Below are 14,080 nucleotides of genomic sequence, written 5' to 3' on the forward strand. Positions count from 1 at the left end.
CTGAGCGCAGCGAAGCCCAACAATGCCCGGCGTCACCCCACGACGTCGGGCGTCCTCAACCCCTTGCTCACGAGACCCATCATGGCCCAGGCCCCCGGCCTCTATACCCCCACCATCCCCGTTCCGGCGGACCGCCGCATCCTTGGCGGGCGCGATCTCTTCACCCTCTGGTTCTCCCTGGGCATCGGTCTCATGGTGGCCCAGGCCGGCGCGTTGCTGGCACCCGGCCTCGGCCTGGCCGATGGCCTGCTGGTGCTGGTGCTCGGCACCGGGGTCGGGGTGCTGCTGCTGGCGGCCGCCGGCCTGGTGGGCAGCGATACCGGCCTGGCCGGCATGAGCGCCCTGGGCCAGAGCCTCGGCCAGCGCGGCGCGCTGTTGCCGGCGGTGCTTAACATCACCCAGCTGATCGGCTGGGGCGCCTTCGAACTGGTGGTGATGCGCGAGGCTGCCAGTGTGCTGCTGGGCAGCTGGGGCCTGCAGAGCTGGGCCTCGCCGGTGCTCTGGACCCTGGTCTTCGGCGCCCTGGCCACGGCCCTGGCGGTGGCCGGTCCGCTGACCTTCGTGCGCCGTTTCCTCAGCCGCTGGGGCATCTGGCTGCTGCTCGGGGCCTGCACCTGGCTGACCCTGGACCTCTTCCTGCGCGCCGACTTGGCCGCGCTCTGGCAGCGTTCGGGCGACGGCTCCCTGACCCAGGCCCTGGGCTTCGACCTGGTGGTGGCCATGCCGCTGTCGTGGCTACCGGTGATCGCCGACTACACCCGCTTCGCCCGCACCGGGCGTAGCGCCGGGCGCGGCGTCATGCTGGGCTATTTCTGTGGCAACCTCTGGCTGATGGGCCTGGGCTTCGCCTACACCCTGGCTTTCGCCAGCGGCGGTGAAGCCGACGCCCTGCTGCGCGCCCTGGCCGTGGCCGGCCTGGGCCTGCCGCTGCTGCTGATCCTGCTGGACGAATCGGAAAACGCCTTTGCCGCCTATCACTCGGCGGCGGTGGCGACGGGTTTCCTGGCCCAGGTGAAGATCTGGCAGCTGACCCTGGCTATCGGCATCCTCTGCACCCTGCTGGCGCTGCTGGTGCCCCTGGCCCAGTACGAACACTTCCTGCTGCTGATCGGCTCGGTGTTCGCCCCGCTGTTCGGCGTGGTGCTGGTGGATCACTTCCTGCTGCGCCGCCGCAAGGCTCCGCAGCGGGTACGGGCGTTGCGCCTGGAATCCCTGATCGCCTGGGCCCTGGGCGTGGCCGTCTACCACCTGCTGCCGACCCTGCTCCCCGCCTGGGGCGCGACCCTGCCAGCCATCGTGGTGGCTGGCGCCGCGCAGGCGCTGCTCGGATTGAAGCGGGTTTAGGGGCCGGCCTGTTGGGCTTCGCTGCGCTCAACCCAACCTACGCCTAACTGCCCCCTCTCCCGCGTGCGGGGGAGGGTTGGGGTGGGGGTATCGCGGCCATGGATCCGGTGATGCGGCCGCTCCTACAGAAGATTGAGTCCGCTGTAGGAGCGGCCCATGGCCGCGATCAAACCCGCTTGCAGCAGATGATTTCGGTTGACCAGGTCCTACGGCTGCCGCGCCTTGCCCCGCCCCGGGAAATACTCGCCCTTGAGGATGCCATTGAGCTTGGGATAAGGGATCTTCAGCTCCGGATGGCCCATGGCGTAGGGGGCGATGCTGCCGATGTCGTACTTAAGCGTCAGGGCGCCGAAGTCCAGGGCCACGTTGTTGGTCTTGAGGAAGGGCCACTGCTGGCGGAAGTCGGCATCGCCGACGTTGTTGCTGACCATCCAGGCCTCGCGCGACAGCTGCGCCAGCCGCCAGAACTCGGCTTCCTGCCCCGGCACCAGCATGTCGCCCAGGGTGATCTGCCGGTCGAGATGGCGATCCCAGGTGACGAAGTCACGGCCGGCCAGACCATGGGCACCGCCATTGGCCAGGTAGCTGGAGAACTCGATGATCACCAGGCCGTCATGCTGTTCACGCACCTTGGCCTGCAGATAGCTGCTCCAGCGTGGCTGCGCCTTGGCGAGGAAGTCCCGCTCGTAGCTCTCCAGCGAAGCCGGGATGGGCGCACCCGGCTCGGCGCGGGCCAGGCCCAGCAGGTGCCGCTGCACCAGGGCGTCCAGCGCCGGGTCGCCGAATTCCACGTAGTCGATGTTGATCAGCGGGCAGTCTTCGCCCTGGCAACCGGCCGGGCGGTGCTCCCAGGCCTGATGGCGAGGCGTGAGGGGTTTGTCGAGGTTGGGGCCGAAGACGCTTTGGCAACCACCGAGCAGCAGGCCGGCGAGCAGGAGGAGTGGGCGGATACGCATGGGATTCCTTGTCATGGAAACAGAGAATGACGGCTTTCGAACCCGTCTGGCTCGATAAGTTTGCCAGGGGCGGCCGGAGGTTTCCCGGCTTGTTGTCCCTTTCGCGACTTGGCGCGCCAGGGGCTGCACGAGCGCGGGGGGCACGCTAGGATGAGCTGATCACCTTCATTCAGCGCTGGAGCGCCCATGACCGAAGCCAACGAATCCCAGGCGCCCGCCGTTGAAATCCTGAGCCGCGAGATCTGCTTCCAGGGCTTCTACCGCATGGCCCGCTTCCGGCTGCGCCACCGCCAGTTCTCCGGTGCCCTGGGGCCGGAACTGGAACGCGAGGTCTTCGTGCGTCCCGATGCGGTCTGCGTGCTGCCCTACGACGCCGCGCGCGACGAGGTGGTGCTTATCGAGCAGTTTCGCGTCGGCGTCATGGAAAAGACCGCTCATCCCTGGCTGCTTGAGCCGGTGGCGGGCTTGGTGGACAAGCAGGGCGAGGCCGTCGAGGCGGTCGCTCATCGGGAAGCCGAGGAAGAAGCCGGGCTGACCTTGCAATCGCTCTGGCCCATCTCCACCTACTTCCCCTCGCCTGGCGGCAGCGACGAACAGGTCTATCTCTACCTGGGTCGCTGCAGCACCGCGGATGCCGGTGGCGTCCATGGCCTGGAAGAGGAGGGCGAGGACATTCGCGTCCATGTCTGGTCGCTGGACGAGGCACTGGCCGGGGTTCGCGACGGTCGAATCAATAACGCAGCGGCTATCATCGCCCTGCAATGGTTGGCGCTCAATCGCGCCGAGGTACGGGGGTTATGGGGCTGAAACTGCGAGATCGCTATCGAGTTGACCTGCCGGGCCTGCAGGCCACGTGCGAGGCCAACTACGTGCGGCTGATGCGGCTTCTGCCCAAGATGCGCGAAGCCGTGGTGTCGCGCCGCGTCATGTTGTCGCAAGGCGAGCGCCCACTGGGCGTGCTCGCCCTGGAAGTCACCGAGGCCTGTCCCTATACGACGGTCTTGCGGGTGCGTCAGGAACTGGGACTGCCCTGGTTGCCGGTGCCCGAACTGGAAGTGCGCGTCTATCACGATGCGCGGATGGCGGAAGTGGTGTCGGCCGGGGCCTCCCGGCACCTGCTTGGACGCTATCCCTATCCCAATCAGGCCATGTATCAGCCTGACGAAAAGAGTCAGCTCAATCTGTTTCTCGGTGAGTGGCTGAGTCACTGCCTGGCCTGTGGCCACGAAGCTGAACCTATCCTGCAGCGATGAGCACTGGGGCGCAACGCTGACAGCCGTAGCTTCCCTCGCGCGGTGCAAGCTGCGAAAATGTGAAGCATGCACGCAAGTTCCCGGGAACTTTTCTGCACCCTGCCTGCGCTCGTTGTCCCCTTATGCCCCAGGAGGCTTTGGTGAGTTTGCCGGATAGTGTCAACGCTCCCCTCGTCGTCCAATTGACCGATAGTCATCTGTTCGCGCGCGCCAACGGTCGGTTGTTGGGTATCGATACGGCAGCCAGCCTGCAACAGGTGGTGGCCCAGGTGGTCCGGGAGCAGCCACGCATCGATCTGCTGCTGGCCAGCGGTGATCTCTCCCAGGACGGCTCCGTGGCGTCCTATCAACGCTTCTGCGAGCTGACCGAACCCCTGGCTGCGCCCATGCGCTGGCTGGCTGGCAATCATGACGAGAACGTGCCCATGGCCAAGGCCTGTGGCAATCGCGATTTCCTGGAAACCGTCACCGACCTGGGCGCCTGGCGCTTGATTCTGCTCGACAGCACCGTGCGCGGCTGCGTCTTCGGCGAGCTGGAGCAGGCGCAGCTGGTGACCCTAGACGAGGCCCTGAGTGCCGCGCCCGAGCGTCCGGCACTGATCTGCCTGCACCATCATCCGGTACCCGTGGGGTGTGGCTGGATGGAGCCCCTGGGCCTGCACCGGGCGGACGAGCTGTTTGCCGTGCTGGATCGCCATCCCCAGGTCAAGGTGGTGCTCTGGGGGCACATCCACCAGGAGTTCGATCAGCTGCGCAACGGCGTGCGCCTGCTGGCCTCGCCGTCCACCGGACTGCAATTCGAGCCGGGCAGCCAGGACTTCAAGGCAGGCGATCAGGCCCCGGGCTATCGCTGGTTGCGCCTGTTGCCCGACGGCAATCTGGAGACCGGTGTCTCGCGTCTGCAACAGCATGCCTTCACCGTGGATCACAGCGCCGCGGGCTACTAGGGTCGCCCGGGCTGACGCCGGTCGGCTGTCTTGGTCGCGAGGGTCGAAACGGGTTACTCTTTGCCTGTTTATTTATCCAGTAGGAGCGGCCCGATGCCGTCGATCCTCTATATCCATGGTTTCAACAGCTCACCCGCGTCCCTGAAGGCGTGGCAACTCACTGCCTGCATGACCCGCCTCGGCCTGGCGGACCGCCTGCGCGCGCCGGCGCTGCCCAATGATGCCGACGCTGCCTTCGCTTTGCTGGAGCGCGAACTGGCCGAGCTGGGCGCCCCCTTGCTGGTCGGCAGCTCCCTGGGCGGCTACTATGCCACCGTCCTGGCCGAGCGCCATGGGCTCAAGGCCGTACTGATCAATCCGGCGGTCCGGCCCTGGCGCTTCATGGAGCACTACCTGGGCCCCCAGCGCAATCACCATACCGGCGAGAGCTGGACCCTCACCGAGGCCCACGTCGAGGCCATGCGTGCGCTGGAAGTCGCGGCGCCGGCGGATCCCGAGCGTTTCCACGTCTGGCTGCAGACCGGCGACGAGACCCTCGACTACCGCGACGCCGAACGTTACTACGGCGGCTGTACCCTGCGCATCGAGCAGGGTGGCGACCACGGCTTCCAGGGCTTCCATCGCCAGCTGCCGCTGCTGCTGGAGCTGGCCGGCTTCGACCCGGCGCTCTGGCGCGAGCTGGATTTCAACACCTTCGAATAGAGACCCCATGGCCACGCAGAACGCCTATAACGCCGACGCCATCGAAGTCCTCTCCGGACTCGATCCGGTGCGCAAGCGCCCTGGCATGTACACCGACACCTCGCGGCCCAACCACCTGGCCCAGGAAGTCATCGACAACAGCGTGGACGAGGCCCTGGCCGGTCATGCGCGCCAGGTGCAGGTGATCCTGCACGCCGACAACTCCCTCGAAGTCATCGATGACGGCCGCGGCATGCCGGTGGACATCCATCCGGAAGAGGGCGTCTCCGGCGTCGAGCTGATCCTTACCAAGCTGCACGCCGGTGGCAAGTTCTCCAACAAGAACTACCAGTTCTCCGGCGGTCTGCACGGCGTGGGCATCTCGGTAGTGAACGCCCTGTCGACCCGGGTCGAGGTACGCGTCAAGCGCGAGGGCAACGAATACGGCATGGCCTTCGCCGATGGCTTCAAGGCCAGCGAACTGGCCGTGGTCGGCAGCGTTGGCAAGCGCAATACCGGCACCAGCGTGCACTTCTGGCCGGACCCCAAGTACTTCGATGCGCCCAAGTTTTCCATCAGCCGCCTGAAGCACGTGCTCAAGGCCAAGGCGGTGCTCTGCCCGGGCCTGGCGGTGAGCTTCCTCGACGAAGCCAGTGGCGAGCGCAGCGAATGGCATTACGAAGACGGGCTGAGATCCTATCTGATCGACACCGTGGGCGACGCCCTGCGGCTGCCCGAGGCACCCTTCCACGGCACCCTGGCCTCGGCCCGGGAAGCGGTGGACTGGGCGCTGTTCTGGCTGCCCGAAGGCGGCGAGTCGGTGCAGGAAAGTTACGTCAATTTGATTCCCACCGCCCAGGGCGGCACCCATGTGAACGGCCTGCGCCAGGGCCTGCTGGACGCCATCCGCGAATTCTGCGAATTCCGCAACCTCCTGCCGCGCGGCCTCAAGCTGGCCCCGGAAGACGTCTGGGAGCGCATCGCCTTTGTCCTCTCGATGAAGATGCAGGAGCCGCAATTCTCCGGCCAGACCAAGGAGCGCCTGTCCTCCCGCGAGGCCGCGGCCTTCGTTTCCGGGGTGGTCAAGGACGCCTTCAGCCTCTGGCTCAACGCCCATCCGGAGCTGGGTCAGCAGATCGCCGAACTGGCGATCAACAATGCCGGCCGCCGCCTCAAGGCGGGCAAGAAGGTCGAGCGCAAGAAGATCACCCAGGGCCCGGCGCTGCCCGGCAAGCTGGCCGATTGCGCCGGTCAGGATCCGATGCGTTCCGAGCTGTTCCTGGTGGAGGGCGACTCTGCGGGCGGCAGCGCCAAGCAGGCGCGCAGCAAGGAATTCCAGGCCATCATGCCGCTGCGCGGCAAGATCCTGAATACCTGGGAAGTGGACGGCAGCGAGGTGCTGGGCAGCCAGGAGGTGCACGACATCGCCGTGGCCATCGGTATCGACCCGGGCAGCGCCGACCTGAGCGGCCTCAGATACGGCAAGATCTGCATCCTCGCCGACGCCGATTCCGACGGCCTGCACATCGCCACCTTGCTGTGCGCGCTGTTCGTGCAGCACTTCCGGCCGCTGGTGGATGCCGGCCACGTCTATGTGGCCATGCCGCCGCTGTACCGCATCGACCTCGGCAAGGAGGTGCACTATGCGCTCGATCCCGCCGAGCGGGATGGCATCCTCGATCGCCTGGCGGCGGAGAAGAAGCGCGGCAAGCCCCAGGTGACCCGCTTCAAGGGCCTGGGCGAAATGAATCCGCTGCAACTGCGCGAGACCACCATGGACCCCAATACCCGGCGCCTGGTGCAGCTGACCCTCGACGACGTGCCCGCCACCCTCGAGATGATGGACATGCTGCTGGCCAAGAAGAGATCCGGCGACCGCAAGAGCTGGCTGGAATCCAAGGGCGATCGCGCGGAAGTGCTGCTCTAAATATGTTGGCTGCGCTTATTGCGGCCATGGCGGTTCGCCGCAGCGACCGCTCCTACAGGTGTATCGAGCGCCTGTAGGAGCGGTCCATGACCGCGATGGACCGGGCCCCCCGATCAAAGACGTAACACCAAAGGACCCCCATGAGTGCACCCCTCGACCTGAGCCTGGATGGCGTCGAACGCCGATCGATGGCCGACTTCACCGAGAAGGCGTATCTGGATTACTCCATGTACGTCATCATGGATCGCGCCCTGCCGCACATCGGCGACGGCCTCAAGCCGGTCCAGCGCCGCATCATCTACGCCATGAGCGAACTGGGCCTGGATGCCGACGCCAAGCACAAGAAATCCGCCCGTACCGTGGGTGACGTGCTTGGTAAGTACCACCCCCATGGCGACTCGGCCTGCTACGAAGCCATGGTGCTCATGGCGCAGCCGTTCTCCTATCGCTATCCGCTGGTGGATGGCCAGGGCAACTGGGGTGCGCCGGACGATCCCAAGTCCTTCGCCGCCATGCGCTACACCGAGGCGCGGCTGTCGCGCTATTCCGAGGTGCTGCTCAACGAACTGGGGCAGGGCACCGTGGACTGGGTGCCCAACTTCGACGGCACCCTGAACGAGCCGGCGGTGCTGCCGGCGCGGCTGCCCAACCTGCTGCTCAATGGCACCACCGGCATCGCCGTGGGCATGGCCACCGACATCCCGCCGCACAACCTGCGCGAGGTGGCGGCCGCCTGCATACGCCTGCTGGACGATCCCATCGCCGGGATTCCCGAACTGCTCGAACACGTGCCGGGCCCGGACTTCCCCACCGAAGCCGAGATCATCACGCCCCGCGCCGATCTGCGCAAAATCTACGAGACTGGTCGCGGTTCGGTGCGCATGCGCGCCGTCTACCGCCGCGAAGACGGCGACGTGGTCATCACCGCGCTGCCGCACCAGGTCTCAGGTTCCAAGGTGCTGGAGCAGATCGCCGCCCAGATGCAGGCCAAGAAGCTGCCCATGGTGGCCGACCTGCGCGACGAGTCGGACCACGAGAATCCGACCCGCATCGTCATCGTGCCGCGCTCCAACCGCATCGATGCCGACGAACTGATGCAGCACCTGTTCGCCACCACCGATCTGGAGTCCAGCTACCGGGTCAACCTCAACGTCATCGGCCTGGACGGCAAGCCCCAGGTCAAGGACCTCCGGCAGATCCTCCAGGAGTGGCTGATCTACCGCATCGGCACAGTGCGCCGTCGCCTGCAGTTCCGTCTGGACAAGGTCGAGCGCCGCCTGCACCTGCTGGATGGCCTGCTGGTCGCCTTCCTCAACCTGGATGAAGTCATCCACATCATCCGCACCGAAGAGCATCCGAGGCAGGCGCTGATGGCCCGCTTCGAACTCTCCGAGGACCAGGCCGACTACATCCTCGAGACCCGCCTGCGCCAGCTGGCGCGCCTGGAAGAGATGAAGATCCGCGGCGAGCAGGCCGAACTGCTCAAGGAGCAGAAGCGCCTGCAGACCCTGCTGGGCAGTGACAAGAAGCTGCGCAACCTGGTCCGTGACGAACTGATCAAGGATGCCGAGACCTATGGCGACGCCCGCCGCTCGCCCATCGTCGCCCGGGCCGAGGCCAAGGCGCTGTCCGAAACCGAGCTCATGCCGACCGAGCCGGTGACCGTGGTGCTTTCCGAGAAGGGCTGGGTGCGTCAGGCCAAGGGCCATGACGTCGATCCTACCGGGCTGTCCTACAAGGCCGGCGACGGCTTCAAGGCAGCGGCCCAGGGCCGCTCCAATCAGTTCGCCGTCTTCATCGATTCCAGCGGCCGCAGCTATTCCGTCGCCGCCCATTCACTGCCGTCGGCGCGTGGCCAGGGCGAACCCCTGACCGGACGCCTGACGCCGCCGCCGGGCGCCAGCTTCGAGTGTCTGCTGCTGCCGGACGACAGCAGCCTCTATGTCCTGGCCTCGGACGCCGGCTACGGCTTCGTGGTCAGGGGCGAGGACCTGCAGGCCAAGAACAAGGCCGGCAAGGCGCTGATCAGTCTGCCCAATGGGGCCAAGGTGCTGCCGCCCAAGCCGGTCGCCTCCCTGGAAGACACCTCCCTCGCGGTGGTCACCAACGAGGGACGGCTGCTGGTGTTCGCCATCACCGAGCTGCCGCAGCTGGCCAAGGGCAAGGGCAACAAGCTGATCTCCATTCCCGGCGAACGGGTCGCCAAGCGCGAGGAATACGTGGTCGATCTGGCCGTGGTGCCGGCCGGCGCTTCCCTCACGCTGCAGGCCGGCAAACGCCCCTATACCCTCAAGGGCAGCGACCTGGAGCACTATCGTGCCGAGCGCGGCCGGCGGGGCAACAAGCTGCCACGGGGCTTCCAGCGGGTGGACTCGCTGCAGGTGGAAACTTGAGCCGCCCGCGGTCAGCCGCTAGCATAGCCCGGATTTTCTCGACCAGGACTCGCCGGGCCTCGCTGCCCGTCGAGAGAGAGCCTCGATGAAACGGATGTGTCTTGTCAGGCTGGCGCTCGTTGGCCTGCTGGCCGGCCTGGGTGGCTGTGCCAGCCTCGGCCCCAGCCACTACTACCAGCTCGATGGCGGCAATGCGCGTGCGCCGGCGAGCAGTGAGCGCGGCCTTGCGGTGTGGATCGAAAGCCTGCAACTGGCCGACTACCTGCAGCGCGACGTGCTGCTGGAGCGCCAGCCCGACGGCAGTCTCAAGACCACCCGCGACCACTGGGCCGGACCGCTGGACGCCAACGTGCGTCAATTGCTGCAGCGCCAACTCGCCGCCCGCCTTAATAGCGGTCGGGTGGTGGTGGGGGAGCAACCCGCAGGCTTCGATCCGCAGTACCGGGTGGAGCTGGTGGTGACCCGGCTCGATGCCGGTGACCAGGCGCCTGCCACCCTCGATGCCAGCTGGCAGTTGCGCGACGGCCAGGGCCGGCTGCTGGATACCGAGGTGATCCACCTGCAGACCCGGCACGCGGGCGATCGCGCGGCCCAGGTGCGGGCCCAGGGCGAATTGCTGCAACAACTGTCGGTGCGGCTGGCCACCGATCTCACCAAGGTCGCCCAGCGCGGCCGCCGCGAGACCGAGATGGCGCGCAAGGAGCCGAAGAAACTTGTCGAAGAGGCCCAGGCTCGGCCGACGCTGCCGGCCGTGGTGCCCATCCGCACCGGCGCCGAGGTCTATCGCTTCTGACCCGACCAGGCCCCGCGCGTCGCCGCGCGGGAGCCTTCGGCGGCGCTCGATGCTCTATCCAGCAGGACCCTCAAGCCCCGGAGGTTTCATGACGCTGCCCCTGTTTCCGCTCAATACCACCCTGTTCCCCGGCTGCCGCCTTGATCTGCAGCTGTTCGAAGCCCGCTATCTGGACATGCTCGGTCGCTGCCTCAAGCAGGGCAGCAGCTTTGGCGTGGTGACCATCCTCGAAGGCCGCGAGACCGGTGGCGCGCCGAATCGCCTGGGTGCCTACGGTTGCGAGGCGCTGATCCGCGACTGGCAGCAGCAGAGCAACGGCCTGCTGGGTATCCGCATCGAAGGCGGACGGCGCTTTCGCCTGCTGAGCCAGGAAGAGCAACCCGATCACCTGGTGGTGGGTGAGGTGGAGTGGCTCCCGGAAACCGATCCCCAGCCGCTACGCGATGGCGACGCCGACCTGATGGCGCTGCTGGCGGCCCTGGCCCAGCATCCGATGGTGGCCAGCCTGGACATGGGCGGCGAGGTTGTCGACCGCCAGGCCCTGGGCTGCCAGCTGGCCTATCTGCTGCCGTTCGAGGCGCACCTCAAGCTGGATTGGCTGGGCATGAGCGATCAGGGCCAGCGCCTGGCCGACATCGAGCGCCATCTGGTGGATCTGCAAGGTGATTTCCAGGCCTGAAGCCTGTTCATAATCGGCTGCGTGTCGGCCAGACGGCATTGCAAGCACCCTGGAAGGCCGACCCCGTCGTCTACCCTGTGTAAACACCAAGCGCGGGTCCGATCCGCTGCCTCAGGCGTTTTTGCGGGGCCGCCCGAGCCTTGTTTGGCTCTAGCTCGCAAGATTCTGAAAAGGCTCCAGCCAAACGCCGGGCAAAAGAAAGCCCGCCGGGCAGGGCGGGCTAAAAGTGCTTTGGGGGCACTCGATAAGACTCTGGCACTTTGCCATAAGTTCAGTCTTATGAGATCAAAGTGCCAGTCTTGATGACTCAGCCTGCCAGCAGCTTGATGAACTCGCGATTGAAGGCCGGAATGTCGTCTGGCTTGCGGCTGCTCACCAGTTGACCGTCGACGATGACTTCCTGGTCCTGCCAGGTGGCGCCAGCGTTCCTGAGGTCGTCGGTCAGCGAGGGCCAACTGGTCAGGGTCTTGCCCTGCACGAGGCCGGCGGAGATCAGCAGCCAGGCACCGTGGCAGATGACGGCGACCGGCTTGCCGGCGTCGGCGATCTGCTTGGTCAGCTGCTGGGCCTGCTCGTCGATGCGGATGGTGTCGGCGTTGACCACGCCGCCGGGCAGCAGCACGGCGTCATAGTCGCCGGCATTGGCTGCGGCGAAGGTGAGGTCCACCGGAAAGCTGTCGGCCGGCTCGGTGCCGTCCCAGCCGCGCACCTCACCGTTCTCGGCGGAGATGATGTGGGTCTGGGCGCCCGCCTGTTCCAGGGCCTGCTTGGGGCCGGTGAGTTCGGCCTGCTCGAAGCCGTCGGTGACCAGGATGGCGATTTTCTTGCCGTTCAGGGATGTAGCCATGGTTGCGGATACCTCGATTGGAATTCGGTCGGGCTAGCCTTTTGCCAGCGCTCCTAAATCCGTCTCGCTTTACCCCTCTGAAGTTCCTTCGTCGCGCCCGATGGCATAGCTGAGCGGTGCGGAGTAGATTTGCGACATCCATCGCAGAGTAGTCCCCATGTCCCAAGCGTCCCCTCAGCTGTCCGAGGAGCAGATCCGTCAGGCTCTGCAAGGCATCAGCATTCCGCCGCAGCCGCAGATCATGGTGGATCTGCAACTCGAACAACTCATGCCCAGCCCCGATCTCAAGGTCATCTCCCGCCTGATCGGCCAGGACCCGGGGCTCTCGGGCGCCCTGCTCAAGCTGGTGAACTCGCCGTACTTCGGTCTCAGCAATCGCATCACCTCGATCCAGCGGGCGGTCAATCTGCTGGGCAGCCAGTCGGTCATCAACCTGATCAACGCCCAGTCGATCAAGGGCGAGCTCACCGACGAGACCATCGTCATCCTCAACCGCTTCTGGGACACCGCCCAGGACGTCGCCGAGACCTGCCTGAGCCTGGCCAAGAAGACCGGCTATCCGACCCCGGACGAGGCCTATGCCCTGGGTCTGTTCCACAACTGCGGCATCCCGCTGATGCTCAAGCGCTTCCCCAACTACATGGCGGTGCTGGAAGAGGCCTATGCCAGCGTCAACGAGCAGGTGCGGGTGGTGGACGTGGAGAACCGCATCTTCAGCACCAATCACGCCGTGGTGGGCTATTTCATCTCCCGCTCCTGGCGCCTGCCGGAACACGTCGGCCAGGCCATCGCCAATCACCACAACGCCCAGTCGGTCTTCGACGAGGACTCGTCCACCGATATCCAGATCAAGAATCTGCTGGCGCTGCTGAAGATGGCCGAGCACATCTGCCGCTGCTATCGCGCCCTGGGTGGCCAGGACGAGGATCACGAGTGGCAGGCCATCGCGCCGCGGGTGCTGGATCACGTCGGCCTGTCCGAATACGACTTCGAGTCGCTCAAGGAAACCATCCTTGAAATGGGCAGCGGTCGGATCAATTACTAAGGCGTCCGCAATCCTTCTGGATCCTCATGCCCGAACTACCTGAAGTCGAAACCACTCGCCGGGGCATCGAGCCCCATGTCGTCGGTCAGCGCGTGCGCCGGGTCATCGTCCGCGATGGCCGGCTGCGCTGGCCGGTACCCGAGGACCTGGATGTGCGCCTCTCCGGGCAGCGCATCGAGGCCGTCGAGCGACGGGCCAAGTACCTGCTGATCCGCGCCGAGAGCGGCACCCTGATCGGTCACCTGGGCATGTCCGGCAGCCTGCGCCTGGTGCCCGCCGACCAGCCGCCGGTCAAGCACGAGCACGTCGACATCGAGCTGGAATCCGGGCTGTCGTTGCGCTACACCGATCCGCGCCGCTTCGGTGCGCTGCTCTGGACCCAGGATCCCCATGCCCATGTGCTGCTGAGCAAGCTGGGGCCCGAACCGCTGACCGAGGCCTTCGACGGCGGTCGGCTGTTCGAGCTGTCGCGCGGGCGCAGCATGGCGGTCAAACCCTTCATCATGGACAACGCCGTGGTGGTGGGGGTGGGCAACATCTACGCCGCCGAGGCGCTGTTCGCCGCCGGCATCGATCCCCGCCGGGCCGCTGGCAGCGTTTCCCGGGCGCGCTACGAGCGCCTGGCCGTCGAGATCAAGAAGGTCCTGGCGCGCTCCATCGAAAGCGGCGGCACCACCCTGCGCGACTTCATCGGTGGTGATGGGGCGCCGGGCTATTTCAAGCAGGAGCTGTTCGTCTACGGGCGCAAGGGCGAATTCTGCAAGGTCTGCGGGACTGGCCTGCAGGAGATCCGCCTGGGCCAGCGCGCCAGCGTCTATTGCCGGAAGTGCCAGCGATGAAGGGCCTGGCTGGGCTGGCCGTGCTGGCATTGCTCGGCGGTGAACTGGCCTGGGCCGATGCCGACAATGGCCGCAATCTCTTCCTGCGCCGCTGCCACAACTGCCATTCGGTGGGACCGGGCGCCCAGTCCGGTTTCGGCCCCCAGCTCAACGACCTCTTCGGTCGCCAGGCCGGGAGCCTGGCCGGCTATAACTATTCCGACGCCATGCGCCAGGCCGGCTTCGCCTGGGATCGCGAGGCCCTGGCGGCCTTTCTGCGCGATCCCGAGCGGAAGGTGCCGGGCACCAAGATGAGATTCTGGGGCATCGGCGACGCCGAGGACCTGCGCGACATCGCCGACTACCTGGAGACCCAGCCCGGCACTCCCTGAATGCC

The 14,080-nt window shown here is 66.3% G+C and carries 14 protein-coding genes; 12 read left to right on the forward strand and 2 right to left on the reverse strand.

The window, feature by feature from the left end; translation table 11 throughout:
* Positions 1-81 precede the first annotated feature (81 nt).
* The gene (cytX, locus tag PVZ72_RS09935) at positions 82-1,344 is read left to right on the forward strand and encodes a putative hydroxymethylpyrimidine transporter CytX (RefSeq protein ID WP_187980201.1); all 1,263 of its coding nucleotides are present in this window, start codon (positions 82-84) and stop codon (positions 1,342-1,344) included.
* Between the two features lie 206 nt (positions 1,345-1,550).
* On the opposite strand, the gene PVZ72_RS09940 is transcribed toward cytX, so the two are convergent.
* Complete coding sequence (locus PVZ72_RS09940; RefSeq protein WP_133862588.1) at positions 1,551-2,300, reverse strand: RsiV family protein; 750 nt, start codon at positions 2,298-2,300, stop codon at positions 1,551-1,553.
* 186 nt (positions 2,301-2,486) lie between these two features.
* Here PVZ72_RS09940 and PVZ72_RS09945 point away from each other — a divergent pair, with 186 nt between their 5' ends.
* The 8 genes from PVZ72_RS09945 (at position 2,487) to PVZ72_RS09980 (ending at position 10,973) form a co-directional block, all read left to right on the forward strand.
* Positions 2,487-3,107 (forward strand): NUDIX domain-containing protein, encoded by a 621-nt coding sequence (locus tag PVZ72_RS09945; RefSeq protein ID WP_133862587.1) that lies wholly within the window; start codon positions 2,487-2,489, stop codon positions 3,105-3,107.
* Entirely contained in the window at positions 3,098-3,553 is a 456-nt protein-coding gene (locus PVZ72_RS09950; protein ID WP_132832828.1) for a DUF1249 domain-containing protein, read from the forward strand. Before PVZ72_RS09945 ends, PVZ72_RS09950 begins: the two co-directional genes overlap by 10 nt.
* Positions 3,554-3,675: 122 nt before the next feature.
* A complete protein-coding gene (gene cpdA, locus PVZ72_RS09955; RefSeq protein ID WP_178083930.1) occupies positions 3,676-4,500 on the forward strand; it encodes a 3',5'-cyclic-AMP phosphodiesterase in 825 nt (274 codons plus the stop codon).
* Positions 4,501-4,593: 93 nt separating this feature from the next.
* Complete coding sequence (locus PVZ72_RS09960) at positions 4,594-5,202, forward strand: YqiA/YcfP family alpha/beta fold hydrolase (RefSeq protein WP_273861822.1); 609 nt, start codon at positions 4,594-4,596, stop codon at positions 5,200-5,202.
* A gap of 7 nt (positions 5,203-5,209) precedes the next feature.
* The gene (parE, locus tag PVZ72_RS09965; RefSeq protein WP_273861823.1) at positions 5,210-7,108 is read left to right on the forward strand and encodes a DNA topoisomerase IV subunit B; all 1,899 of its coding nucleotides are present in this window, start codon (positions 5,210-5,212) and stop codon (positions 7,106-7,108) included.
* Between the two features lie 140 nt (positions 7,109-7,248).
* Entirely contained in the window at positions 7,249-9,501 is a 2,253-nt protein-coding gene (gene parC, locus PVZ72_RS09970) for a DNA topoisomerase IV subunit A (RefSeq protein WP_187980195.1), read from the forward strand.
* Between the two features lie 94 nt (positions 9,502-9,595).
* A complete protein-coding gene (locus PVZ72_RS09975) occupies positions 9,596-10,294 on the forward strand; it encodes a PqiC family protein (RefSeq protein ID WP_273861824.1) in 699 nt (232 codons plus the stop codon).
* 88 nt (positions 10,295-10,382) lie between these two features.
* Positions 10,383-10,973: an LON peptidase substrate-binding domain-containing protein gene (locus tag PVZ72_RS09980; RefSeq protein WP_133862581.1), complete on the forward strand. Its 591-nt coding sequence runs from the start codon at positions 10,383-10,385 to the stop codon at positions 10,971-10,973.
* 307 nt (positions 10,974-11,280) lie between these two features.
* Here PVZ72_RS09980 and PVZ72_RS09985 read toward each other — a convergent pair whose 3' ends face one another.
* A complete protein-coding gene (locus PVZ72_RS09985) occupies positions 11,281-11,820 on the reverse strand; it encodes a type 1 glutamine amidotransferase domain-containing protein (RefSeq protein ID WP_187980192.1) in 540 nt (179 codons plus the stop codon).
* Between the two features lie 220 nt (positions 11,821-12,040).
* Between PVZ72_RS09985 and PVZ72_RS09990 the strand changes: the two genes are divergently transcribed.
* The 3 genes from PVZ72_RS09990 to PVZ72_RS10000 are packed head-to-tail and all read left to right on the forward strand — an operon-like array spanning position 12,041 to position 14,075.
* On the forward strand, positions 12,041-12,865 hold the full coding sequence (locus tag PVZ72_RS09990; RefSeq protein ID WP_405046487.1) for an HDOD domain-containing protein: 825 nt from the start codon (positions 12,041-12,043) through the stop codon (positions 12,863-12,865).
* A 26-nt stretch (positions 12,866-12,891) separates the two neighbouring features.
* Positions 12,892-13,704: a bifunctional DNA-formamidopyrimidine glycosylase/DNA-(apurinic or apyrimidinic site) lyase gene (gene mutM / locus PVZ72_RS09995; RefSeq protein WP_273861825.1), complete on the forward strand. Its 813-nt coding sequence runs from the start codon at positions 12,892-12,894 to the stop codon at positions 13,702-13,704.
* Positions 13,701-14,075 carry a c-type cytochrome gene (locus PVZ72_RS10000; protein WP_273861826.1) on the forward strand — a complete coding sequence of 125 codons (375 nt, stop codon included), beginning with the start codon at positions 13,701-13,703 and terminating at the stop codon, positions 14,073-14,075. Before mutM ends, PVZ72_RS10000 begins: the two co-directional genes overlap by 4 nt.
* The last annotated feature ends 5 nt before the right edge of the window (positions 14,076-14,080 follow it).

Source organism: Pseudomonas sp. LA5, assembly GCF_028640825.1.
GTDB lineage: Bacteria > Pseudomonadota > Gammaproteobacteria > Pseudomonadales > Pseudomonadaceae > Chryseomonas > Chryseomonas aestiva.

Excerpts from the sequence above, each read along its gene's own strand:
- PVZ72_RS09980 (WP_133862581.1), top strand. The coding sequence starts at position 10,383 with ATGACGCTGCCCCTGTTTCCGCTCAATACCACCCTGTTCCCCGGCTGC.
- PVZ72_RS10000 (WP_273861826.1), top strand. The coding sequence starts at position 13,701 with ATGAAGGGCCTGGCTGGGCTGGCCGTGCTGGCATTGCTCGGCGGTGAA.
- cytX (WP_187980201.1), top strand. The coding sequence starts at position 82 with ATGGCCCAGGCCCCCGGCCTCTATACCCCCACCATCCCCGTTCCGGCG.
- PVZ72_RS09945 (WP_133862587.1), top strand. The coding sequence starts at position 2,487 with ATGACCGAAGCCAACGAATCCCAGGCGCCCGCCGTTGAAATCCTGAGC.
- PVZ72_RS09985 (WP_187980192.1), bottom strand. The coding sequence starts at position 11,820 with ATGGCTACATCCCTGAACGGCAAGAAAATCGCCATCCTGGTCACCGAC.
- PVZ72_RS09940 (WP_133862588.1), bottom strand. The coding sequence starts at position 2,300 with ATGCGTATCCGCCCACTCCTCCTGCTCGCCGGCCTGCTGCTCGGTGGT.
- PVZ72_RS09960 (WP_273861822.1), top strand. The coding sequence starts at position 4,594 with ATGCCGTCGATCCTCTATATCCATGGTTTCAACAGCTCACCCGCGTCC.
- cpdA (WP_178083930.1), top strand. The coding sequence starts at position 3,676 with ATGCCCCAGGAGGCTTTGGTGAGTTTGCCGGATAGTGTCAACGCTCCC.
- mutM (WP_273861825.1), top strand. The coding sequence starts at position 12,892 with ATGCCCGAACTACCTGAAGTCGAAACCACTCGCCGGGGCATCGAGCCC.
- parC (WP_187980195.1), top strand. The coding sequence starts at position 7,249 with ATGAGTGCACCCCTCGACCTGAGCCTGGATGGCGTCGAACGCCGATCG.
- PVZ72_RS09950 (WP_132832828.1), top strand. The coding sequence starts at position 3,098 with ATGGGGCTGAAACTGCGAGATCGCTATCGAGTTGACCTGCCGGGCCTG.
- PVZ72_RS09975 (WP_273861824.1), top strand. The coding sequence starts at position 9,596 with ATGTGTCTTGTCAGGCTGGCGCTCGTTGGCCTGCTGGCCGGCCTGGGT.
- parE (WP_273861823.1), top strand. The coding sequence starts at position 5,210 with ATGGCCACGCAGAACGCCTATAACGCCGACGCCATCGAAGTCCTCTCC.